Consider the following 20,871-nt stretch of genomic DNA (forward strand, 5'->3'; position numbering starts at 1 on the left):
TGGCTGCCTTCCTTGCCCTGGGTGCCGGTGCGGCTGTTCTCTTTGTTAGCCATGGTCGTGAAACCTCATATGACTTCAGGAAGCACGGCACTGTGCCGTACATAGGTTCGGAGTTCGGCGATATGGAGGGATTCGTTTTATTGCGACAGGTTCGGACCGGTGGCATTAAATAAGCGGCAGCTGCATATTTGGTGCACCAAGGGACGTCTGGCTCACTCGGTATCCGTTGTATCGAGCCGCGCCTGCCGCCGCCCCAGCCAGCCGCCGGTCGCCGCCCACCCCAGGGCTATCGCGGCCCCCATCAGCATCGCCAGTTGCGGATGCTCGGCCATCACGTCCAGTGCCCGCTTGACCCAACCGCTCAGGGCGTCACCGCCGCGGTAGACCACCGTGTCGATGAAGTTCTTGGCCTTGTACTTGTCCTCTGCCGACAGGACCGTGAACAGCATCTCGCGCCCAGGCCGCACCAGCGCATACTCACCGGCCCGGCGCACCACCATCACCACGACGAAGGCGGCGAACACCGGCGCCAGTGCCAGCCAGACAAAACCTGCAGCCATTACCAACGGCACCGCCACCAGCAGCACCCCCACGCCCATCCTTCGGGCCAGGCGTCCGGTCAGGAACACCTGGGTGAGGATCGCCAAGGCCTGGACCACGGTGTCGATCAGGCCGAACACCTGGGTTTGCCGTGTGCGGTCGGTGAAGGTCTCGCTGACGATGCGCGCCTGTTCGAAGTACAGGAACGTGCTGACGCTGGCCAGCAGTATCACGAACAGCGCGATACCTAGCAGATAGGGAGAGCGCAGTACCGCCGTGGCGCCGGCGAACGGGTTGCCACCCAAGGGTTTCGACGACGAGCGCTGCAGGTGCGCCGGCAGTGGATGACGGGCCCGCCAGTGCTGCAAGTACAGCGTTGCGCCAGTGCTGCCGAGCAAGAACAGGCCCGCCAGTACCAGCAGGCCGGCATGCCCCAGCGGCCCCACCAGCACGGTGCCCAGGATCGGCCCACTGAGCCCGCCCAGGCTGGCACCGGCCGCCAGCAGACCGAACAGGCGTTTGCCTTGCTCGGTGGAAAACAGGTCGGCAAGCACGCTCCAGGCCAGCGAGATGGTCAGCAGGTTGAACACCGACAGCCAGATGTAGAACGCCCGTGCCGTCCACAGACCGTCTGGATCACGGGCAAAGAGCACAGCGAAGAGCAGCAGGTTGCTGGTGAAAAAGCCATAGGTCCACGGCAGGATATGCCGCCGCCGCACTTTCGACGCCAGCCAGCCAAACAGCGGCAGGCACGCCAGGGTGGCAACGAAGGTGCCGGTAAACAGCCACTGCAGGTTGTCCACGCCACCGGCCACGCCCATGGTCTCGCGCACCGGGCGCAGCATGAAGTAACCGGTGAACAGCAGGTAGAACAACGACAGCCCGGCAAGCACTGCGGGCCCTTCACCTGGTTGAAGGTTCAAGCCGTTGCCCAGGCGCCGCCGCCAGCCTTGCATGGCGTCAGGCAAACTGCTCTATCAGCGCCTGTTGCTGCGCCTGGCTGAGCAGCGGCGTGTGCCCGGCCTTGAGCTGATCGAGCTGGCGATCCGGGCGGCTGGTGGCGGGTATGACCGTAGTTACTGCCGGGTGGCTGATGGCGAACTTGAGAAACAGCTGCGCCCAACTGCCGATGCCTGCCTCTGTAGCCCAGCCAGGCAAGGGCTGGCCCTTGACCTTGGCGAACAGCCGGCCATCGTCGAACGCCCGGTTGATCAGCACCGCAACGCCCTTGTCCTGGCACAGCGGCAGCAGTTCGCGCGCGGCATGTGGCGCATTGACCGAATAGTTGATCTGGATGAAATCCAAGGGCTCGCTGCGCACGATCCTGGCGACTTCATCCTGGCCGCTGTTCAGGTAGTGGGTGATGCCGACGTAGCGGGTCTTGCCCTGTTGCTTGAGTTCACGGGCATAGGGCAGCTGGGTCTGCCAATCGCGCAGGTTGTGGATCTGCAGCAGTTCGACCTTGTCGGTGCGCAGGCTGCGAAGGCTGCCGGCCCACTGCGCTTGCGCATCGGCGAGGCTGTCAGCGGCGATCTTGGTGGCAAGGAAGCACTGCCGGCGCCAACCGCCTTCTTCCAGTAATTGGCCAAGGATACTGTCGGCGCCGCCATAGTTGGGCGAGGTGTCGATGACCCTGCCGCCACCCTGGAAGAAGGCCTTGAGCACCGTGGCCAGCTGTTGGTATTCGGCAGTGTCGGCTTCGACCTCGAAACTGCCAGAGGTACCGGCACCAATCACCGGCAGGGCTTCACCGGTGGACGGGATCTTGCGGGTCATTAGCCCGCTGGGTGCGGCAGCGTGCAACCAGGGGCTTGCGGCCAGCAGCCCCAAAGCTGCGCTGGCGCGCAGGACATCACGACGTGCGTACATGGAAAAGCTCCCGTCATGAATCGGAAACTTTCAAGGCTAGCCGCTCTACCCTGCGCCGGCGAGTGATTCTGTATCTGGATGTTTAGCGATCAGGCCTGCAGCAGCAGGCGCAGGTCCAGGCCGGTATCACCCAGAGGTGGGCACCAGTAGTAGCCGCCGGTCAGTGGCCGGCTGAAACGGTAGAGGCCATCGATGATGCCGTCTTCCAGGCCGCTCATGCGCCGCAGTTGCACTTCGAAGGCATCGAAACTGTGGCCCAGGGCAACGAAGGCAAGGCCTGCGCCTCGCGCGTCGGCCCAGGCGACCGAACGACGGACCATGAACGCTTCAGGTTCGAAGCTTTCCTGGGCGGTACGCTTGACGTGTGCGGATGCCGGGGCGTCGTCGAGTTCTTCGTTATCTGCCAGGCGGCGGCCGATGATGTTGTCCTGGTCTGCCTGGGGCAGCGACTTGAAGTACGTCAGGTCATGCTTCCACAACTGGAACGCGGCAAAGCTGGAACCACTGAGGCCGGGCTGGCCAGCGTCGAGGATGGCCGCTTGCACAGCCTCTTCGTCCACCGGGTTTTCGGTGCCGTCTTCATAGCCGGTCAGGTCGTGCCCGCCCCGGTGCAGGAAGCCGTCGATGCAGTCAGCCAAGTGCAGTGCCGGTGCCAGCGCTTGCTCCAGGGCCTGGGCGCGCAGCAACAAGTCACCCCGCTCGTTACCCCGCAGCCAAAGCCACAGGGCGTGCTGGGTACTTGGGTTCTCGACCGCAGCATCCAGCAGCGGGAAGGCACGCAAGCCCGGGACTTCACGGCCCAAGGCCTTGGCCAAGGGTGCGCCGACGCCAAGGATCAGCTGTTCGCCATCGACCTGCGGCAGCAAGGCGTCGAGTGCAGCGGGCAACGCTTCGGGGGAGTGCAGCGTGAAGAACAGGTGGCGGGCATGGGCCGGCACCGGCGTGGCAAGCAGACCTTGCTGAAACGGCATGACAGGCTAATCCTTGGTAAAAGCGCGCATGCTACTGCGCCGGCACGCCCTTCGCAACGCGGCATGCAGACGCTGCAGGCGACCAGTTCGGTAACAAAAGGTTACCAAGAGATGGCGCTTTGCAATTAGCTATCAATACAGCGCGGCCTACACTTCTCGGAATCCTTCGTACGACGCCTTGACCCGAGAGCCCTCCATGACTGCCTCGCCCCTGCTTACCGCCTTCCTGCCCTTGGCATTGGGCATCATCATGCTCGGCCTTGGGCTGTCACTGACCCTGGCCGATTTTGCCAGGGTGGTGAAATACCCCAAGCCGGTGGTAATTGGCCTGGCCTGCCAGATTCTGTTGTTGCCACTGGTGTGCTTCCTGATCGCCAACGGCTTTGGCCTGGAGTCTGCCCTGGCGGTGGGGCTGATGCTGCTGGCCGCCTCGCCGGGCGGCACCACGGCCAACCTGTTCAGCCATCTGGCCCACGGTGATGTGGCGTTGAACATCACCCTGACGGCGGTCAACTCGTTGATCGCGATCCTTACCATGCCGCTGCTGGTGAACCTGTCACTGGGCTGGTTCATGGCGTCGGACCAGGCCATCCCCTTGCAGTTCGCCAAGGTCATGCAGGTGTTCGCGATTGTGCTGCTGCCGGTGGCGTTGGGCATGTTGATCCGTCGTTTTGCACCGGGCTTCGCTGCACGCATGGAAAAGCCCATGAAGCTGGTGGCGGCGCTGTTTCTGGCCTTCACCATCGTGCTGGCCTTGGCCAAGGATTGGCAGACCGTGCTGGCGTACGCCCCGGTAGTCGGCTTGGCCGCCCTGCTGTTCAACCTGCTGAGCCTGTCGGTGGGCTACTGGGTGCCGCGGCTGCTGAACATTCCCAAGCGCCAAGCCATCGCCATCGGCATGGAAATCGGCATCCACAACGGCACCCTGGCGATCGCCTTGGCGTTGAGCCCTTCGCTGCTGAACAACCCGACCATGGCGGTGCCGGCGGCGCTTTACAGCCTGATCATGTTCTTTACCGCAGCCGGCTTTGGCTGGTGGGTAAGCCGTGGGCACGGCGCAACCACGGCAGAGGCCAAAGGCGAGCCGGTCAACTGAGGTCAGGGCCGGACGCGACGGCTGTGCAATTGGCGCTTCAGCACCTTGAGCGGGGGGGCGTAGAAGAAGCCGAACGACACAGTGCCCTTGCGGCCCTTGATCGCATGGTGCAGACGATGGGCGCGATGCAGCCGCTTGAGGTAGCGATTGACCGGCCGCGGTTTCTGCGGCCAGTGGCGATGGAACACGCCATCGTGGGCCAGCACATACAGCACGCCGTACCCTGCCACTCCCCCGCCCACCCATTGCAGCGGTGCATACCCGCCTTTGCCCAGCGCCACCAGCCCGGCGGCGATCAGCCCCAGCGCCACCAGGTAGAGGTCGTTGGTCTCGAGCATGCCCAGGTGCGGCTCGTGGTGCGAGCGATGCAGCCACCAGCCCCAGCCATGCATGATGTACTTGTGAGCCAGCGTGCCAACGCCCTCCATGGCCACCAGTGTGCCGAACAGCACGGCGAGATTGAACAGCATGTAAGGGCCCGGGCAGTATCAAGGGAAGGCGCAAGGGTAACGACTGCCGGCTTTTTTTTCCATGAAGCCGTGACGGGCTGTAGGCACTTTCTGGATGAAGCCGTTGTCATGTTTTTGCCCTTGACCTCGTCTACCTCGCGGCGTAAGGTCCGCGACGCAATTTCGCATCCCTGAACAGGAGTCCTGCATTGGACAGTAGCCCCAGTCGCTTGCGACAGGCCCACTTGGCGAGCTAGTCCGGCAGTGTCCTGCCACTGTCTCGCCGTCATGGTGTGATGGTGGTTTTCTCCAGCCTTCCTGGCTGAAGCCTTCCTCTTTCCCCTACCCTTTGTGGCCCTGCGCATTTTCTGGTTATTCAACCACGCCAACACGTGATGGCGTTCATGCGGGCCTGTGCCCGTGGAAGAGGTTTGCTATGGATTGGAAAGTCTTTCTGCTGCGCGTCAGCGTCGCCCTGCTGCTGGGCGCACTCATCGGCGCCGAGCGTCAACTGCGTCAACGCCTGACCGGCCTGCGCACCAATGCACTGGTCAGTACCGGTGCCTGTCTGTTCGTGCTGATGACCCAGGCAGTGCCGGGCATGGCCGCCAACGATGCCTCGCGCGTTGCTGCCTATGTGGTGTCGGGCATCGGCTTTCTGGGCGGCGGCGTGATCATGCGCGACGGCTTCAACGTGCGCGGCCTGAACACCGCCGCCACCCTCTGGTGCACGGCCGCCGTTGGCGTACTGTGCAGCCTTGGCCTGCTGCTGGAGGCCACCCTGGGCAGCCTGGCGGTGTTGTGCGCCAACATCCTGCTGCGTGATATCGCCCAGCGCCTGGACCGCCAGGACATCGTGCCGGCCACTGAGGTGGAACAACGCTTCGAGGTGCGCGTGGTGTGCCGCGCCGAGGACGAAATCCAGGTGCGCAGCCTGATGCTGCACAGCCTGGGCGACCCTGAGCTGCGCCTGCAGTCGCTGCACAGTGAGGACCTGCCCAACCCGGCGCGTCTTGAAGTACGCGCCGAGCTGCTTGGCAACCCGCAGGCGCCGGCGCAACTGGAGCGGCTGGTCAGCCGGGTAAGCCTGGAAAAGGGTGTAAGCTCGGTGCGCTGGCAGCTGCAGCCGCAGGTGGCGGCGGCAGACTGACGCCCACCCACCCGACGGCTTGCAGGACCGACTTGTGCTTATACGCCCTACCCTTACCCGTGACATCCCCAGGCTTGCCGAGGTCGAGCGATCAGCCGCTCAGGCTTTCGCCAGCCTGCCGGCGCTGGCCTGGCTGGCTGCAGGTGATGTGCTGGACATCACCACCCATCAGGCCTGCGTCGACGGCGGTGCAAGCTGGCTGGCCGAGGCTGACACCGGACAGATTCTGGGTTTTGCGTGCGCAGGGTATGAGCAACAGGCATTGCACATTCATGAGATCTCCGTGCGCCGTGAGGCGCAAGGGCAAGGTATCGGGCGCAAGCTGCTCGATCAGTTGGTCACGGTGGCCCGCGCATCAGGCGCCCGGGAACTGACCTTGACCACCTTTGCCGACGTGCCCTGGAATGCGCCGTTCTACAGACGCTATGGCTTCGAAACCCTTGACGAAGGCCTGCTGCGCGCGCGGCTGCGGCAGATTCTGGCCAGCGAAGCTGCCCACGGGCTCAAGGGCCGCTGCGCGATGCGCCTGCGTATCGACTGAGCTGCGCACCCTTGCTGTCATGTCAGTTCAGGGGTCTACACCTGCCGCCACGCTATCCGCCAGGCAGTAACGGTCCCGGCCCTGCCGCTTGGCCTGATACAACGCCCCGTCCGCCGCCGCCATCAGGCGTTCGGCGGTGATCGTGTCGCGGGCCAGGTCGCCGATCGCAATCCCAGCGCTGAACGACACGCGCCCCAATGGGCTGCCGCCATGCTCGATCACATGCCGGCGCAGCAGCTGCTGCAGCGCCTGAACGACCAATTCGGCGCCCGGCCCATCAGTGTCGGGCATCAGCAGCGTGAACTCCTCGCCGCCGTAGCGCACCGCCAAGTCCGCCGGGCGCCTCAATGCCTGTTGCAACAGCTCGGCGAAACGCTGCAGGCACTGATCCCCGGCAAGGTGCCCATAACGGTCGTTGTAAGCCTTGAAGTAGTCCAGGTCGAGCATCACCAGCGCCACCGAGTGCCCCTGCCGGCGTGCCCGCCGTAGCTCCGGTGCGAGCACCGCGTCCAGCCGCCGACGATTGCCAAGCCCGGTCAGGCTGTCGGTCAGCGCCAGTGAGCGCAAAGTCTGGTGCGCCTGGTGCAGCGCACGCTCGATGACAATGCGCTCGCGCAGCTGGCGCAAGACAACCCCGCCAAACGCCGCCAACCCCACCAACAGCAGCAGCAAGGCAGCCACCGACTTGATCGCATCGTGCCGCCACGGTGCCACGATGGACTCCCGGGAAAGCCCGGCTTCGACCACCAGCGGGTAACTCGACAGGGCCCGGTAGGCATACAGCCGTGGCGTGCCATCCACTACCGCCACCGCCTCGGCCACCCCTTCGCTGGCATAGGGCAAGTGGTTGCGAAAGATATCGCTGTTGGCCAGTGTCCGCCCCACCATCCTGGAAACGAACGGCCGCCGAACCAGAATGGTGCCGTCGCGCTTGGCCAGTACCAGCGCGCCACGCTCGTCGATCTTGAAATCGCCGTAGTAGCGCACGAACCAGTCCACCTTGATGGTGCCCAGCAATACCCCGGCAAAACGCCCATCGCCATACTCCAGGCGCCGGGAGATGGGGATGATCAGGTCGCCCGTCGAGCGGCTGCGCACCACCGAGCCGATGCGTACCTGGTGATCGGCATGGGTGCGGTGATAAACGAAATAGTCGCGGTCGGCATTGTTGGCATTGGGCGGTATGGCCGCCTGGTCGGTGACCAGCCAGTTGCCATCGGGGCCATACACGAACAGCCCATGCAACTGCGGCATCAGCGCCTTTTGCTGGGCCAGCAAGGCATGCAGCCGCGGGCGATCCATATGCTCGAAGCCGTCACCTTCCAGGCGTTCGGCCAAGGATGCGGTCACTACATCCACCTGGCGTATGGCGTCTTCGGCATGTTGGGCCGTGGCGCGGGCGAGGTTGGTCACCATGTTCTCGGCGTTGCTGAAGGCATGGCGGTAGTCGCGCCAGATGCGCCAGCCCTCCACCACCACGAAAGCCAACATCACCACTACCATGAACGCCAGGACCAGGCGGAACAGCCCCACGGCACGGCCCTCGCTGGTTACCGCGAGGTGCCCTTCATCATCCTGTTGCCTGGCTGCGCACATTCTATTCCCTTGCGATCCCGCGTTCGCCGCTTATCACTATAGTTCAGCGCCGCTTGCGTGACGCCAGTTCGATCCACACCGGGGCATGGTCGCTGGCCTTGGGTTCGTTGCGCACCCAGGCATCTACCCCGGCGGCCTTGAGGTAAGGCGCAAGTTCCGGGTTGAGCAGCAGATGGTCGATACGCAACCCGGCATTACGCTGCCAGTGGTTACGAAAGTAGTCCCAGAAGGTATAGACCCGCTCGTCCGGGTGCAAATGGCGTAGCGCATCGGTCCAGCCCTGGCTTAGCAAGCGCTGGTAGCAGTCTCGGGACTCAGGCTGCAGCAGCGCGTCCTTGAGCCAGGAGCGCGGGTTATAGATGTCGAAATCGGTGGGCACGACGTTGAAGTCTCCCGCCAGCAACACCGGGTGCTCACTCGCGCGCAAGCGGGCTGCATGTTCGATCAGGCATTCGAACCAGCGCAGCTTGTAGTCGAACTTTGGCCCGGGTTGCGGGTTGCCGTTGGGCAGGTACAGGCAGCCGATGACCAGCCCTTGCACGGCGGCCTCCAGGTAGCGGCTCTGCTCATCCACCTCCATGCCTGGGAGGCCGCGGCGCACTTCCAGCGGCTCGCTGTCACGGGCGAGAATGGCAACGCCGTTCCACGAAGGTTGCCCCTGATACAAACAGCCGTAACCCACGGCTTCGAGCGCGTCGCGGGGGAACTGCTGATCGGGCGCTTTCAGCTCCTGCAGGCAGGCGATGTCAGGCTTTTCTCGCTCCAGCCAGGCAATCAAAGCCGGTAGCCGACTGCGAATACCGTTGATATTGAAGGTGGCGATCTTCAGCGCTTTCATGCGTCCGGGTCTTCCACATGCGCCCGCACCGCATCTGCGAGCGCGTTGATGTGCGCCTGGTCGGCCATCGCCTTGAGTTGCAACCAGTCATCCCAGTCGATGGCGCCATCGTCGCGCAGGGCTTCGGCCGTGCGCACCAGCTCATGATGGTAGGCGTCCGGCGACTCGCGCCGGTAACTGACATCGTCATACTGGGCGTACCAGGCCTCAAGCTCGGGGATGCTGCGGTCAATGCTCATGTGCGTGGCTCCTCGCTGCCTGCTTTGAATGTGTTGAGCCCTGCCCTCGCTCAACGTTCAACCTTGCTGGCGAGGTGAGCGCCAGTCGGGAAAAACTTTAAACCTTTAGCGCCTGCGCATGCTCAACCGTACGCGACACTGAAGTCGCGCCAACGGTTAAGGAGTGAAGCATGAGCAGTCTGTTCATCAAGCGCGTGGGGCTATCCATGGCGCTGGGCCTGGCGTCGGTGCATGCAATGGCAGCGAGTTCCGATGATTTCGTCGACGCGGCGACCGAAGCGGGCATCGCCGAAGTGGTAACGGGCAACCTGGCCAAGGAGAAAAGCCAGAATGCCGACATCAAAGCGTTCGCCCAGCAGATGGTCACCGACCATACCCAGGCCAACCAGAAACTCGGCGACATTGCCCGCAAGCTGGACATTTCGGTGCCCGATGAGGCGGCACTGACCGACAAGGTCAAGAAGATGATCCTGGAATGGCGTGAAGAATCCTTCGACAAGTCCTACATCAACAACCAGGTCGACGCCCATGAAAAGGCCGTCGAACTGTTCAAGAAAGAAGCCGCATCGTCCGACAAGGCTGAACTGAAGGCATTCGCCAGCGACACACTGCCTAAACTCGAACAGCACCTGGAGCATGCCAAGGCGCTTCAGGCCAAACACGGCAAGTGAGGCCAGACATGACTAATGATGCATTGCGCGCTGAAGTGTTGACCCGTCTGCTGCACGCCCACCCTGAGGGGCTGGGCAAGGAAGTGCTGGACAACTACCGGGGTGAAAAAGTGGTAGCCGGCATGCTCAAGACGCTTCAGGACGACGGATTGATTCACGACGGCAGCGTCGCTGTCGATGGCAACCACCAAGTCAGCCTGCACTACCCGATCAAGCTGTCCTCTTCGGGCGTGGAAGCCGCTAAGCAATCGCAAGGCTAACCACGGTGAATGCGGGGCCGCTCGGCGGCCCCGTAGCTCACTGGTCTTTCTCGACGTCCCGGGGCGCGATGGCCGGGCCTTGCGGGTCTACCTGGGGGTCGTCCAGATCTGGCGAGTCAGGGTCAAAACCCAAGTCTTCCTTTTTATCCGCGTGATCGGACGAGTGAGGCCCCTTCTCCGGGGTTTGCTTTGGTCCTGGCGTATGCATGGCACTGTCTCCTGTGAAGGTCTACGGAAGAAAGCACCCGCCCGAGGAAGTTTGATTTATCTAAGGGCTTATTTGGCTTGGGTGTGTTCACTCAATTGCGTGTGGCAGGTCTTCAGCGCCTCATCGCGCTCCAGTAGCTCAGCCTCCAGATGCTGCACCTGGCGCACCTGTTCGGCGTGCTGCTCGCGCTTGGCGTCAAGCAACTGCGTTTGCACGTCCAGTTGCCGGCGCATCTCCTCACTGGCGCCTTGGGCCTGGGCCAGGATCGTGCGCAAGCCCTGGATCTGCGCGTCACGCTGCTCCAGCAGTTCGTCACGCGCCTTGCGGTCGTTGCTGGCCTGCCGGTGTTCGCCCAACAAGCGCTCGTTATCGCGGTGCAGTCTGGTCAGTTCATCCTGCTTGACGATCATGCCCTGCTGCAGTTGGCGTATTTCTACTTGCAGTTGCTGCAGCTGCGCCTCGTGGCGGCGTTGCTCCTGCTCGCGCTGCTCACGGCTAGCGCTGCGGTAATGCTCCAGCGCATCGCGGGCGTGGCGATGCTTGTCTTCCAGTGAGCGCACCTGCTCTTCCTTGTCGCCCAGGCGCACCTGCAACTCGCCCAATGCCTGGTTGAGGCTGGCGCTGCGCAGTTGTTCTGCCTGCAAAGTGCTCTGGGTCGAAAGCAGTTTTTCCGACTCGGCGGCCAGTGCAGCGGCCTGTATCTGCTGTTGCTGGTGGCCCGCAGCCAGGGCCTGCTGGGCCAGCTGCAACTGCCCTTCAAGCTGCTCGCGCTGCTGGGTGAAAACAGCTTCGGCCTCTTCGATGCGCGCGTCCGCTTCTTCCTGCAGTTGGCTGGCCAACTGCCCGACAAAGCGCCCAAGCGTCTCGCTCAACCCTGCGGGCCCTGCCTTAGCCACGGCCTGCTGCTCGTTGAGCTCTTTCAGGTAGCGGTGAATGGTGCTTTTCGAGCCCGTATTCCCCAGCTCGATGCGTACTGCATCGATGCTGGGGTTCTCGCCACGGGCGATCAGAGCCTGACGCGCCTGCTGCACCACCACCTTGTTGATACCGCCCCGGGCCATGCTTGCTCCTACGATTTTGTACCATGGTACGTAACATGTAATTACATGCCAATTTTGACTGCGCGGCGAGGGTATTTCAAGTGCTAAATCACATGGAATAATCACGGCTTATCGCATGTGAGGCGCTGGAAATGACAATGTCGAGTGGGAAACGCGTACGGCAGTCGTCAAGTAGCGTCACGCAGAATGCAAAACGCCCCGCCAGGCCAAAGCCTGCGGGGCGTTCGATTGAAGCCTGTAGCGGGGTCAGGCCAAGCGTTCGACCTGCGAAGGTGTACGTCGCATCAGCACCTTGCCATTGCGCACCGACACCAGCGCGTACCCTTGGCTGCGGACCATCTCGTAATCATCCGGCGCCGACAGCAACAGCAGGTTCGCTGGCCGCCCGACCTCGATGCCATAGCGATCCCCCAGGTTGAGCGTACGTGCACTGTTGTCGGTGATCAGGTCCAGGCAGCGTTGCAAGTCTTCATAGCCGAGCATGTGGCAGATGTGCAGCCCGGCCTCGAGGATGCGCAGGATGTTGCCGTTGCCCAGCGGGTACCACGGGTCGACGATGGAGTCCTGGCCAAAACACACGTTCATGCCCGCGCGGTCGATTTCCGCCACGCGCGTTACCCCGCGGCGCTTGGGGTAGCTGTCGAAACGCCCTTGCAGGTGAATGCTCTCGGTCGGGCACGACACAAAGTTGATGCCCGACATCTTGAGCAAACGGAACAGCTTGTAGCAGTAGGCGTTGTCGTAAGAGCCCATCGCCACGGTGTGGCTGGCCGTGACCCGGGCGCCCATGCCCCGCACGCGGGCCTCCTCGGCCAGCACTTCGAGGAAGCGCGACTGCGGGTCGTCGGTTTCGTCGCAGTGCACATCCACCAGGCAGCCGGTGCGCTCGGCCAGGTCCATCAGGAATTTGACCGACGACACGCCCTGGTCGCGGGTGTTCTCGAAATGCGGAATACCACCGACCACATCGGCGCCGATGGCAACTGCTTCGGTCATCAGCGCCCGGCCGTTGGCGTACGACTCGATGCCTTCCTGGGGGAAGGCGACGATTTGCAGGTCGACCAGGTGGCGCACCTCTTCACGCACCTCGACCATGGCCTTGAGCGCGGTGAGCTTGGGGTCGGTGACGTCGACATGGGTGCGTACGTGCTGAATGCCGTGGTCGACCAACATGCCGATGGTCTTGGTGGCGCGGGTCTTGATGTCTTCGTGGGTGGTGATTTCCTTGCGTTCGGCCCAGCGCTCGATGCCTTCGAACAAGGTGCCACTCATGTTCCACTTCGGCTGGCCGGCAGTGAGGGTGGCGTCGAGGTGGATGTGCGGCTCGACGAAGGGGGCTACCACCAGGTTCTGCCCGGCATCCAGGTCATCGCTGGCCCCTGGTGCCACCGTACCGCTCTGGGGCTGGATACTGGCGATGCGGTCGCCGTTCAGTTCGATGCGAAACAAGCCAGCCTTGCCCCGCAGGCGTGCATTGATGATGTTCATGGCGTTACTCCTTGCCTTGGGCTTCGGTCATGCGCCAAACCAGCATGGCCACCGAAGCGTTCATACGAAAAAGCGGATCGTCCAGGGACTGGCCACTCAGTTGTTCGATGCGTTGAATGCGTTGGTTGATGGTATTACGGTGCAGCCCCAAGCGCTGGGCGGCCTTCAGCCCATTGCCATTCTCCTTGAGCAGGGCGTCGAGGGTATGCACCAGGGTATTGGGATGCTTGCGGCCCGGCGCGATCAACGGCCCAAGTGTCTGGGCGACGAAATCGTCGATCAACGAGCGATCGACGATACCTTGCAGCAGGCGCAGTACACCCAGTTCGCTGAAGTCGCAAAAGCCGTTGGCCGGGCGCAGGTTTTGCGCCACCTCCAAGGCCTGACGCGCCTCGTTGAGTGCATGGCGGTAGTGGGCACACTCCTCGGCACGGCTCGACAGGCCCATGTACAGGCCCAACTCCCCGGCCACAGCGACCAATTGCCGGTGCAGCGCGGCCAGCGTGGCTGGCAGGCCGGCAGCGTCCGGCAGCAACAGCACGAACAGGTCACCCGGCAAGTGCGCGGTCACGGTGCCCGGCCTACCACGGCTCCACGCTTCCAACTGGTCTTCCAGGGCCTGGCGAACGCCTTGCCACACCCGCTCCCCCTGGGCCAGCCCATGGCGCTCGAACAAGCCATCGACGCCCGACAAGCGCAGCGCCAGCAGACGCCGCGGCTCGTCCAGCGCCAGTGCCAGGTGGGCCGCGCGTTGCCGGGCGATCGCCAGGCTTGGATAGTCACCGGTCAACAGCTGGCCCAGGATATCGTTGCGCGAACGCCGCACCTGGGTCATTTGTACCAGCGCCGTCCCGATCAGGTGGGTGACCACCACCATCTTCAGCGCATAAGGCTGCTCGATCAACGGCAAGCCCAGTTGCTCGGCACGCGTGAGCACGTTGGCCGGGATACCCTGGATGTACGTACCACCGGTAAGGATAACCAGGCCCGCGATGCCCACGGCCTCGCCGTCCTCCACCAGGCTCAGCAGGTTGGCCTCGCCACGCGGGTGGTTGATGCCCGTAACGAACACCAGCTCGCCGCCCATCACCCACTCGGCGATGCCTTCGTTCTCGGCTACATAAGGCCAGCGCACCCACCGCTGCAGGTTGCGCGCGCCAGCGCGCACGGTCATCTCCTGCAGGCCGGGCAGGTGCAGAATTTCATCCAGTGCCAGACTCACGGCTCGACACCCGCCTCGCCTACCACCCGGCGCCGCCCGCTCAGTTCAAGCATGACGATGTAACACAGCGCCGAAGCAGCAATGCCCACCAGCGGCGCGACCCAGGGCGAGGCATACGCCAATACCGCACCTACGGCATAAGCAAAAAGCCCCACCCGGTTGTAACGCGGCAGGGCCGTTGCGCCCAGCGCCGGATACTGGCCGCGGTGGCGGTACCAGAAGTCGGCCATGATTACACCGCCCACCGGCGGAATCACCGAGCCCAGCAGCACCAGGAACGGGATCAGCATTTCGTACATGCCGCCGATGGCCAGCATGATCCCCACCCCGGCCGCGACCAGTGTCGCGGTGCGCCGGCGCTCGCTGCGCAGCAGGTGGCAGGCCGCTGCCGACACGTTGTAGAGGGTCGGGCCCTGAATCGTCCACAGGTTCAGGCACAACATCACCACGGCCGCGAATGACAGGCCTTGCAGCAGCATCACCTCGACGATGTCGGCCTGCTGATACACCATCGCGCACCAGGCCCCGGCGACCACCATCAGGCCATTGCCGAGCAGAAACGCGACGATGCTGGCCACCACCGCCACCCGCCCGCTGCGCGCCAGGCGCGTCCAGTTGGTGGCTTGGGTGGCGCCACTGGCGAAGGTGCCGAATACCATGGTCACGGCCGCCGAAAAAGTCATGGTTTCGTGCGGCACCACCGCGGCCAGGCCGGCAAACCCACCGGCATCGCGCGTGGCGATGTACATCGACACCAGCAGCAGCGCGAACATCAATGGCACCGAAACCCGTGATAGCACGTCCAGCCCTTTGAAACCGATGATGGCCGTGATACTGAAGCCCAAGCCGAACAGCACCATCAAGGGCACGGCAAAGCCCCCTGCCAGCCCCAACAGCTTGACCAGCACGATTGCCACCGTGGCCGTGCCCCAGGCGTACCAGCCGAGCTCAGCGAAACCCAGCAGAAAATCCGAAAGCCGGCTGCCCGCCTCACCAAAGCAGAAGCGGCCCATCAGCACGGTGTTGAGGCCGCTGCGTGACGCGATGAACGCCAGGGTGGCGGCATACAAAGCCAATAACGTGTTGCCGACCGTGGCCACCCACAGCATGTCGGCAAAGTTGAAGGCCATGCCCAGCTTGCCACCGGCGAACATCGTACCGGTAAAGAATGTGAAGCTGAACAACACCATGGCAATGGGCAACAGGCCCTTGCGGGAAGCGCGCGGGGCTTCGCAAAGCGGGAATTCGGTAGGTGAGCTCATTGCACGGGGCTCCGGGTGGTAGTTGGAGCAGGTAGAGCAATATGCGGGCCGCTTTCACAGCAGGTGGCAACCCTCGAAATGGGTGGCGAACGGCACAGCATAAGATGTGCACTGTGCCTATTAAAGCAGGGCTCATCCGAACAGGGTGTGTGCTTGATGCCTTGATTTGATGCAGCTACGCACCAAAGGTGAACAATACTGGGTAGTTTTTACCCAGCCCGGCGGCGTTGCCCAGGCGGCTTCATACAGCCTAGTAAAATCAGTTACTTAGGTTTTTTTTGATTACAATGCGTGCCCGTCTCTGAAATCTGCTTTCCCCCATGAAAAAACTGCTCTACGCCGTATCCCTGTTTCTCGCCGTCAACCTCCCCGCCTTCGCCAACCCGCCTTCGACCTTCACCGAAGCCAAGGTCGTCGCCAAACAGAAGATCTACCTGGACCAGGCAAGCAGCGCCATGGGCGACCTGTATTGCGGTTGCAAATGGACCTGGGTGGGCAAGTCGGGTGGGCGCATCGACGCCGCCTCCTGCGGATACGAGACCCGCAAGCAGCAAAACCGCGCCGAGCGTACCGAGTGGGAACACATCGTGCCCGCCTATACCTTCGGTAATCAGCGCCAGTGCTGGAAGAACGGCGGTCGCGAGCATTGTGTCGATGACGACCCGGTCTTCCGCGCCATGGAAGCCGACCTGTTCAACCTGTACCCGGCCGTGGGCGAGGTCAACGGTGACCGCAGCAACTTCAACTACGGCATGGTTGCCGGCAACGCCGGCCAATATGGCCAATGCCCGACCAAGGTCGATTTCGTACAGCGTGCTGCCGAACCCCGTGACGAAGTCAAAGGCCTGGTTGCCCGCACTACGTTCTACATGTTCGACCGCTACAAGCTGAGCATGTCGCGCCAGCAGCAACAACTGCTGATGGCCTGGGACAAGCAGCACCCCGTCTCGGCCTGGGAGCAGGAGCGCAACCGGCGCATCGCCGCCATCATGGGGCACGCCAACCCGTTCGTGACCGGCGAGCGCAAATGGACAGCCGACTACAAGCCCGTTGGCAGCGGCGTTGTGCAAGCCCTGCCGGCCAAGCCCGGGAAGGACGCGGCCAAGCCCAGCCTGGCCAGCAGCGCAGCGACCGGCGCAGTGCTCGGCAACCGCAACAGCCATGTCTATCACCTGGCCAATGGTTGCCCGGGTTACACCCAGGTGGCCTCGAAGAACCAAGTGATGTTCGGCTCCGAAGGCGAGGCGCAGGCTGCGGGCTATCGCAAGGCTGGCAACTGCCGGTAACGGCCGCGCCCTGTCGGGTCAGCGCCTGGGCGTTTCGTTCACCAGGTTCGCCGGGCGTTCACCGGCCAGCGCGCTGAGCAGGTTGTCTACGGCGCAGCGCGCCATGGCCTCGCGGGTATCATGCGTCGCCGAGCCGATATGCGGGGTCGCCACCACGTTGTCCAGTAGCAATAGGGGCGAATCGTTCGGCAAGGGTTCCTGAACGAACACGTCCAAGCCCGCGCCACGGATACGCTTTTCACGCAAGGCCGCGATCAGCGCGGCTTCGTCCACCACCCGCCCCCGTGCAATGTTCACCAGAAACGCCTGCGGCTTCATCAGTGCCAACTCGCGGGTGCCGATCAGGCCCTCGGTGCTGGTACTCAGCGGTACGGTCAGGCACACGAAATCCGCCTGTTGCAACAGATCGTCCAGGCTGCAATGGCGCGCGTCGTAAAGCGCCTCCACCTCTGGCTTGGGGCGTGGGCTGTGGTAGAGCACGCGCATCCCGAAGCCGGCCGCACCGCGCCGCGCCAGCGCTTGGCCAATGCGCCCCATGCCGACGATGCCTAAGGTCTTGCCATGCACGTCGCTGCCAAAATGCGCCGGCCCGAGGCTGGCCTGCCACTGGCCGTCACGCACCCAGCCCGCCAGCTCCACCACCCGACGCGCACTGGCCAGGATCAGGGCAAAGCCAGTATCGGCGGTGGTTTCGGTGAGTACGTCTGGGGTGTTGGTCAGCATGATGCCGCGCCGGGTCAGGTCGGCAATGTCGTAGTTGTCGACCCCCACCGACACACTGGCGATCACCTTCAATTGCGGGGCCAGGTCGAGCAGGTTACTGTCCAGGCGCAGGCTCGCGCCCAGCAGCCCCTGAGCGCCGGGTAAGGCATCACGCAGGCGGGCCAGGCCGTCCGGCCGCGTGGTATCCACCCAGGTCACTTCAACCTGTTGTTGCAGGCGCGCCATGAGGTCGTCGGACAGGCGTTTGTACAGCACGATTCGCTTTTTCATACCAGGGTTTCCTGTTGGCTCATTGCCAGGTGGGAGCCGCCCCGTTTGGCACGGCCAGGCGTTTGGGTTGTTTTCAGCGCTGCCGTGAGCGCGACGGCGGTCAGCAACGCGCCGCACATAAACAGATAAGAGGCGCCCGGCCCGCCGGTGGCGCCATTGAGGTAACCCACCAGCCAAGAGCCGCCGAAGGAACCCAGCGCGCCCATGCTGTTGATCAGCGCCATGGCGCCACCGGCAACGTTGCTGGGGAGGATTTCCGGGACAATCGCGAAGAACGGGCCATAGGGCGCGTACATGCAGGCCCCGGCGATCACCAGCAGTGCGTAGGACCACCAGAAATGCTCGCTGCCCAAGGCATACGAGCCATAGAAGGCCAGCGCCGCGATCAGCAAGGGTGGCCAGACGAAACGCTTGCGCTTCTGCAAGCGGTCCGAAGCCCAGGACACCCCGACCATGGCCAGCACCGCTGCCAGATACGGCACCGACGACAGCCAGCCCGCCTGCACGATGTCGACGTTCGCCGCCTGCTTCAGAATCGAGGGCAGCCAGAGCACGAAGCCATAAACCCCGATGCTCCAGCAGAAGTACTGCATCGACAGGATGATCACCTGCGGCGAACGGAACGCCTCGCGGTAGTTTTTCACAGGCTTTATGCCCTGCTGTTCCGCTGCCAGGGCTTGCTCCAGGCTGGCCTTTTCCTGCGCGCTCAACCAGTTGACCTGGGCTGGCCGGTCATCCACCAGGCGCCACCAGAAGAACGCCCAGATCACCGCCGGCAGGCCTTCGATGATGAACATCCAGCGCCAGTCGTAGTGTTTGATGAGGTAGCCCGACACCACCGACATCCACAGGATGGTCACCGGGTTGCCGAGCATCAGGAAGGTGTTGGCCCGCGAGCGTTCGGCGCGGGTGAACCAGTGGCAGAGGTACACCAGCATCGCCGGCATTACCGCGGCTTCCACCACCCCGAGCAGGAAGCGGATGCCGATCAGCATGTACACATTGCTGATCATGCCCGTCAGGGTAGCCAGGCCGCCCCAGAGGATCAGGCTGACGAAGATCAGCTTCTTCACGCTGCGTTTTTCGGCGTAGATGGCGCCGGGTACCTGGAAGAAGAAGTAACCGAGGAAGAACAGCGCCCCCAGCAGCGACGACAGCACCGGGGTGATCTTCAGGTCGTCGGCCATGCCGGAAGCGGCGGCGAACCCATAGTTTGCGCGGTCGAGGTACGCCAGGCTGTAGGTGACGAACACGATCGGGATGATGTACCACCAGCGGCGGCGCGCGAGACTTGTCGTTTGCATGATGTGTGCTCCTGAGCTTTTTGTTTTTGTTGCAACAGGTACCAAGGGTTCGGGATCAGGCCGTCAAGCGCGCCTGCGCAGGTCGTGCTCCTCCAGTTCGCGGCGCAGCGGCAAGCCTTCCATATCGCCGCGCGACTGCACGGCGCGGCTGCCACACCAGTTGCCGCGTGCCACCGCCTGCGGCAGTTCGCGGCCTTCGAGCAAGGCACTGAGTACACCGACGGCAAAGGCGTCACCGGCGCCGACGGTGTCCACCACCTTGGCCACCGGCACCGCAGCCACCTGGCCCTCGCATCTGCCGGTGCGAAAATAGGCGCCCTCATCACCCAGTTTGATCACCACCAGCTCCACCCCTTTGTCGAGGTAGAACGCGGCGATGTCCGCCGGGGTGTGCTGGCCAGTCAGCAGGCGCCCCTCCTCCAGGCCGGGCAGCACCCAGTCGGCCTTGACAGCCAGGGCGTTGATCTCGCGGACCATGCACGTGCGGTCTGGCCACAGCGAGGGGCGCAGGTTGGGGTCGAACGAAATGCTGCGCCCGGCCGCGCGCATGGCGTCCACCAGCGCGTGGGACAACGCCCTGCACCCGGTCGAAAGCGCCAAGGGGATGCCGGTGGCGTGCAGATGCCGGGCCTGCAGCCAATGCGGGCGGACCTGGTTCGGCGATAGCAGGCTGGCAGCGGAGTGGCCGCGGAAGTACTCCACGGCGGGGTCGCTGCCATCCTCGCAGCGGGCCTTGAGCTGAAAGCCGGTGGGGTGTTTGCAGTCGACTTCGACATCAGTGCAGTCCAGCCCTTCGCGGCGCAGGCTGTCGAGAACGAAGCGGCCCAGCGAGTCGTTGCCGACGCGGCTCAACCAGCGGACCTTGAAGCCGAGGCGCGACAGGCCGATGGCCACGTTGCTGTCGGCCCCAGCGATACGCTTGCCGAACTGCCCGACCTGCGCCAGGTCGCCGGTCTGCTCGGCCACGAACATGGCCATGGTCTCGCCAAAGCACAGCACGTCATGCTCATGCATGGCTCACCTCCTCGCCCAGTTTGGACAGGGCGGCGACCTGAGCACGGGTCAATGTCAGCAAATCGTCGCTGACCAAGGGGTATTCCACCGCACGCACCACACCGGGCGTGAACTCGCCCAGCAAGGCCTCCCAGGCCTGCAGGTCTTCAACGTGCGGGGGCACTGCGGCCAGCCGGCCGTCAGGCTTGCGTTCGACCGCCTTGCAGTGCACATAACGCACCCAGCGCCCAAGCGTGCGGGCCGCTTGCTGCGCCGATTGCGCTTGCCATTGCCAGTTACCGATGTCGAAGGTCATGCCCAGCGCCAGGCCAAGGTCGTCGGCGCGCTGGAAGAACCGGCGCATCGGCTCGATGCGCCCGCCCTGCTCGGTCTGGTCGTTTTCGACCAACAACACAGGGCCGTCGTGAGGTATCAGCGTTGCCAACGCCCCCACATCGCAGCGGTCGTTGTAGTGCCCCAGGGACACCTTCAACGCGACCGCGCCTAGTGCGCGCGCCAACGCCAGTTTCTGTGTCAGCCGGGCATCGGGCAGGCCTTGCTCGGTCCACAGTTCAAGGGGTGTCGAGTAAAGGCATTCGAGCTTTGACGCGGCGATGGCGTTGGCCAGCGCGGCGGTGTCCGGCGCACTGTCGAACAGCTCTTCGCGAAATTCGACACGGGCAACGCCTGCGGCGGCGAGCAAGCCCAGAAAGTGCGCCTGACCGCGCTGGCGTACCAAGGTGGCGCCGTAGCTGGAAAGACTGATGGAAACGGGGTTCGAGCGCATTGTTATTGTCCTTATGAAACCGGTTTCATTTTTCGACACGGCCTAAC

The 20,871-nt window shown here is 63.6% G+C and carries 22 protein-coding genes; 6 read left to right on the forward strand and 16 right to left on the reverse strand.

Features of this window, described 5'->3' with window-relative positions; translation table 11 throughout:
- Positions 1 to 212: 212 nt before the first annotated feature.
- The 3 genes from LJX93_RS13620 to LJX93_RS13630 all read right to left on the reverse strand — a co-directional run bounded on the left by LJX93_RS13620 (position 213) and on the right by LJX93_RS13630 (position 3,380).
- Positions 213 to 1,496, reverse strand: coding sequence for an NTP/NDP exchange transporter (locus tag LJX93_RS13620; protein WP_047583203.1), 1,284 nt, complete (start codon positions 1,494 to 1,496; stop codon positions 213 to 215).
- Positions 1,497 to 1,500: 4 nt separating this feature from the next.
- The gene (locus tag LJX93_RS13625; protein WP_227696056.1) at positions 1,501 to 2,409 is read right to left on the reverse strand and encodes an aldo/keto reductase; all 909 of its coding nucleotides are present in this window, start codon (positions 2,407 to 2,409) and stop codon (positions 1,501 to 1,503) included.
- Between the two features lie 89 nt (positions 2,410 to 2,498).
- Complete coding sequence (locus tag LJX93_RS13630) at positions 2,499 to 3,380, reverse strand: Dyp-type peroxidase (RefSeq protein WP_047583205.1); 882 nt, start codon at positions 3,378 to 3,380, stop codon at positions 2,499 to 2,501.
- A gap of 196 nt (positions 3,381 to 3,576) precedes the next feature.
- Here LJX93_RS13630 and LJX93_RS13635 point away from each other — a divergent pair, with 196 nt between their 5' ends.
- Positions 3,577 to 4,476 carry a bile acid:sodium symporter family protein gene (locus LJX93_RS13635; RefSeq protein ID WP_033697954.1) on the forward strand — a complete coding sequence of 300 codons (900 nt, stop codon included), beginning with the start codon at positions 3,577 to 3,579 and terminating at the stop codon, positions 4,474 to 4,476.
- A gap of 2 nt (positions 4,477 to 4,478) precedes the next feature.
- Here LJX93_RS13635 and LJX93_RS13640 read toward each other — a convergent pair whose 3' ends face one another.
- A complete protein-coding gene (locus LJX93_RS13640) occupies positions 4,479 to 4,946 on the reverse strand; it encodes a sterol desaturase family protein (protein WP_033697955.1) in 468 nt (155 codons plus the stop codon).
- A gap of 415 nt (positions 4,947 to 5,361) precedes the next feature.
- Between LJX93_RS13640 and LJX93_RS13645 the strand changes: the two genes are divergently transcribed.
- Together LJX93_RS13645 and LJX93_RS13650 are read left to right on the forward strand one after the other, a co-directional pair.
- Positions 5,362 to 6,075 carry an MgtC/SapB family protein gene (locus tag LJX93_RS13645; protein ID WP_033697956.1) on the forward strand — a complete coding sequence of 238 codons (714 nt, stop codon included), beginning with the start codon at positions 5,362 to 5,364 and terminating at the stop codon, positions 6,073 to 6,075.
- A 34-nt stretch (positions 6,076 to 6,109) separates the two neighbouring features.
- Complete coding sequence (locus LJX93_RS13650; protein WP_033697957.1) at positions 6,110 to 6,616, forward strand: GNAT family N-acetyltransferase; 507 nt, start codon at positions 6,110 to 6,112, stop codon at positions 6,614 to 6,616.
- 27 nt (positions 6,617 to 6,643) lie between these two features.
- Here the strand turns inward: LJX93_RS13650 and LJX93_RS13655 are convergent, their stop codons facing one another.
- The 3 genes from LJX93_RS13655 to LJX93_RS13665 are packed head-to-tail and all read right to left on the reverse strand — an operon-like array spanning position 6,644 to position 9,289.
- On the reverse strand, positions 6,644 to 8,212 hold the full coding sequence (locus LJX93_RS13655) for a sensor domain-containing diguanylate cyclase (protein WP_156310157.1): 1,569 nt from the start codon (positions 8,210 to 8,212) through the stop codon (positions 6,644 to 6,646).
- A gap of 43 nt (positions 8,213 to 8,255) precedes the next feature.
- Complete coding sequence (xth, locus tag LJX93_RS13660; RefSeq protein ID WP_033697959.1) at positions 8,256 to 9,050, reverse strand: exodeoxyribonuclease III; 795 nt, start codon at positions 9,048 to 9,050, stop codon at positions 8,256 to 8,258.
- Positions 9,047 to 9,289, reverse strand: a complete 243-nt coding sequence (locus tag LJX93_RS13665; protein ID WP_033697960.1) for a hypothetical protein — start codon at positions 9,287 to 9,289, stop codon at positions 9,047 to 9,049. The genes xth and LJX93_RS13665 overlap by 4 nt, the downstream gene beginning before the upstream one ends.
- Before the next feature lie 170 nt (positions 9,290 to 9,459).
- On the opposite strand from LJX93_RS13665, the gene LJX93_RS13670 reads away from it, so the two are divergent.
- Both LJX93_RS13670 and LJX93_RS13675 read left to right on the forward strand, forming a co-directional pair.
- On the forward strand, positions 9,460 to 9,960 hold the full coding sequence (locus tag LJX93_RS13670) for a DUF4142 domain-containing protein (RefSeq protein ID WP_033697962.1): 501 nt from the start codon (positions 9,460 to 9,462) through the stop codon (positions 9,958 to 9,960).
- Between the two features lie 8 nt (positions 9,961 to 9,968).
- Entirely contained in the window at positions 9,969 to 10,220 is a 252-nt protein-coding gene (locus LJX93_RS13675) for a hypothetical protein (protein WP_033697963.1), read from the forward strand.
- Positions 10,221 to 10,257: 37 nt separating this feature from the next.
- Here the strand turns inward: LJX93_RS13675 and LJX93_RS13680 are convergent, their stop codons facing one another.
- The 5 genes from LJX93_RS13680 to codB all read right to left on the reverse strand — a co-directional run bounded on the left by LJX93_RS13680 (position 10,258) and on the right by codB (position 15,461).
- Positions 10,258 to 10,428 (reverse strand): DUF6021 family protein, encoded by a 171-nt coding sequence (locus LJX93_RS13680; RefSeq protein ID WP_178119804.1) that lies wholly within the window; start codon positions 10,426 to 10,428, stop codon positions 10,258 to 10,260.
- A 68-nt stretch (positions 10,429 to 10,496) separates the two neighbouring features.
- Positions 10,497 to 11,489 (reverse strand): DNA-binding protein, encoded by a 993-nt coding sequence (locus tag LJX93_RS13685; RefSeq protein ID WP_095064453.1) that lies wholly within the window; start codon positions 11,487 to 11,489, stop codon positions 10,497 to 10,499.
- A 246-nt stretch (positions 11,490 to 11,735) separates the two neighbouring features.
- Entirely contained in the window at positions 11,736 to 12,977 is a 1,242-nt protein-coding gene (gene codA, locus LJX93_RS13690; protein WP_033697965.1) for a cytosine deaminase, read from the reverse strand.
- Positions 12,978 to 12,981: 4 nt separating this feature from the next.
- On the reverse strand, positions 12,982 to 14,199 hold the full coding sequence (locus tag LJX93_RS13695; protein WP_227696057.1) for a PucR family transcriptional regulator: 1,218 nt from the start codon (positions 14,197 to 14,199) through the stop codon (positions 12,982 to 12,984).
- Positions 14,196 to 15,461 (reverse strand): cytosine permease, encoded by a 1,266-nt coding sequence (codB, locus tag LJX93_RS13700; RefSeq protein WP_047583209.1) that lies wholly within the window; start codon positions 15,459 to 15,461, stop codon positions 14,196 to 14,198. The genes LJX93_RS13695 and codB overlap by 4 nt, the downstream gene beginning before the upstream one ends.
- 320 nt (positions 15,462 to 15,781) lie before the next feature.
- On the opposite strand from codB, the gene LJX93_RS13705 reads away from it, so the two are divergent.
- Positions 15,782 to 16,747: an endonuclease gene (locus LJX93_RS13705; protein ID WP_227696058.1), complete on the forward strand. Its 966-nt coding sequence runs from the start codon at positions 15,782 to 15,784 to the stop codon at positions 16,745 to 16,747.
- 18 nt (positions 16,748 to 16,765) lie between these two features.
- On the opposite strand, the gene LJX93_RS13710 is transcribed toward LJX93_RS13705, so the two are convergent.
- The 4 genes from LJX93_RS13710 to LJX93_RS13725 all read right to left on the reverse strand — a co-directional run bounded on the left by LJX93_RS13710 (position 16,766) and on the right by LJX93_RS13725 (position 20,824).
- The gene (locus LJX93_RS13710) at positions 16,766 to 17,740 is read right to left on the reverse strand and encodes a 2-hydroxyacid dehydrogenase (RefSeq protein ID WP_095064450.1); all 975 of its coding nucleotides are present in this window, start codon (positions 17,738 to 17,740) and stop codon (positions 16,766 to 16,768) included.
- Positions 17,737 to 19,044, reverse strand: a complete 1,308-nt coding sequence (locus tag LJX93_RS13715; protein WP_033697970.1) for an MFS transporter — start codon at positions 19,042 to 19,044, stop codon at positions 17,737 to 17,739. The genes LJX93_RS13710 and LJX93_RS13715 overlap by 4 nt, the downstream gene beginning before the upstream one ends.
- 63 nt (positions 19,045 to 19,107) lie before the next feature.
- The gene (locus LJX93_RS13720; RefSeq protein WP_033697971.1) at positions 19,108 to 20,058 is read right to left on the reverse strand and encodes a sugar kinase; all 951 of its coding nucleotides are present in this window, start codon (positions 20,056 to 20,058) and stop codon (positions 19,108 to 19,110) included.
- The gene (locus LJX93_RS13725) at positions 20,051 to 20,824 is read right to left on the reverse strand and encodes an AP endonuclease (RefSeq protein ID WP_095064449.1); all 774 of its coding nucleotides are present in this window, start codon (positions 20,822 to 20,824) and stop codon (positions 20,051 to 20,053) included. The genes LJX93_RS13720 and LJX93_RS13725 overlap by 8 nt, the downstream gene beginning before the upstream one ends.
- Positions 20,825 to 20,871: the final 47 nt, after the last annotated feature.

This window comes from Pseudomonas sp. HN2-3, from assembly GCF_020691745.1.
Classification (GTDB): Bacteria; Pseudomonadota; Gammaproteobacteria; order Pseudomonadales; family Pseudomonadaceae; genus Aquipseudomonas; species Aquipseudomonas capeferrum.

What these genes read in the sequence shown, in the direction of transcription:
- LJX93_RS13620 (WP_047583203.1), bottom strand. Translation starts at nt 1,496, where the DNA reads ATGCAAGGCTGGCGGCGGCGCCTGGGCAACGGCTTGAACCTTCAACCA.
- LJX93_RS13625 (WP_227696056.1), bottom strand. Translation starts at nt 2,409, where the DNA reads ATGTACGCACGTCGTGATGTCCTGCGCGCCAGCGCAGCTTTGGGGCTG.
- LJX93_RS13630 (WP_047583205.1), bottom strand. Translation starts at nt 3,380, where the DNA reads ATGCCGTTTCAGCAAGGTCTGCTTGCCACGCCGGTGCCGGCCCATGCC.
- LJX93_RS13635 (WP_033697954.1), top strand. Translation starts at nt 3,577, where the DNA reads ATGACTGCCTCGCCCCTGCTTACCGCCTTCCTGCCCTTGGCATTGGGC.
- LJX93_RS13640 (WP_033697955.1), bottom strand. Translation starts at nt 4,946, where the DNA reads ATGCTGTTCAATCTCGCCGTGCTGTTCGGCACACTGGTGGCCATGGAG.
- LJX93_RS13645 (WP_033697956.1), top strand. Translation starts at nt 5,362, where the DNA reads ATGGATTGGAAAGTCTTTCTGCTGCGCGTCAGCGTCGCCCTGCTGCTG.
- LJX93_RS13655 (WP_156310157.1), bottom strand. Translation starts at nt 8,212, where the DNA reads ATGTGCGCAGCCAGGCAACAGGATGATGAAGGGCACCTCGCGGTAACC.
- xth (WP_033697959.1), bottom strand. Translation starts at nt 9,050, where the DNA reads ATGAAAGCGCTGAAGATCGCCACCTTCAATATCAACGGTATTCGCAGT.
- LJX93_RS13665 (WP_033697960.1), bottom strand. Translation starts at nt 9,289, where the DNA reads ATGAGCATTGACCGCAGCATCCCCGAGCTTGAGGCCTGGTACGCCCAG.
- LJX93_RS13670 (WP_033697962.1), top strand. Translation starts at nt 9,460, where the DNA reads ATGAGCAGTCTGTTCATCAAGCGCGTGGGGCTATCCATGGCGCTGGGC.
- LJX93_RS13675 (WP_033697963.1), top strand. Translation starts at nt 9,969, where the DNA reads ATGACTAATGATGCATTGCGCGCTGAAGTGTTGACCCGTCTGCTGCAC.
- LJX93_RS13680 (WP_178119804.1), bottom strand. Translation starts at nt 10,428, where the DNA reads ATGCATACGCCAGGACCAAAGCAAACCCCGGAGAAGGGGCCTCACTCG.
- LJX93_RS13685 (WP_095064453.1), bottom strand. Translation starts at nt 11,489, where the DNA reads ATGGCCCGGGGCGGTATCAACAAGGTGGTGGTGCAGCAGGCGCGTCAG.
- codA (WP_033697965.1), bottom strand. Translation starts at nt 12,977, where the DNA reads ATGAACATCATCAATGCACGCCTGCGGGGCAAGGCTGGCTTGTTTCGC.
- codB (WP_047583209.1), bottom strand. Translation starts at nt 15,461, where the DNA reads ATGAGCTCACCTACCGAATTCCCGCTTTGCGAAGCCCCGCGCGCTTCC.
- LJX93_RS13705 (WP_227696058.1), top strand. Translation starts at nt 15,782, where the DNA reads ATGAAAAAACTGCTCTACGCCGTATCCCTGTTTCTCGCCGTCAACCTC.
- LJX93_RS13710 (WP_095064450.1), bottom strand. Translation starts at nt 17,740, where the DNA reads ATGAAAAAGCGAATCGTGCTGTACAAACGCCTGTCCGACGACCTCATG.
- LJX93_RS13715 (WP_033697970.1), bottom strand. Translation starts at nt 19,044, where the DNA reads ATGCAAACGACAAGTCTCGCGCGCCGCCGCTGGTGGTACATCATCCCG.
- LJX93_RS13720 (WP_033697971.1), bottom strand. Translation starts at nt 20,058, where the DNA reads ATGCATGAGCATGACGTGCTGTGCTTTGGCGAGACCATGGCCATGTTC.
- LJX93_RS13725 (WP_095064449.1), bottom strand. Translation starts at nt 20,824, where the DNA reads ATGCGCTCGAACCCCGTTTCCATCAGTCTTTCCAGCTACGGCGCCACC.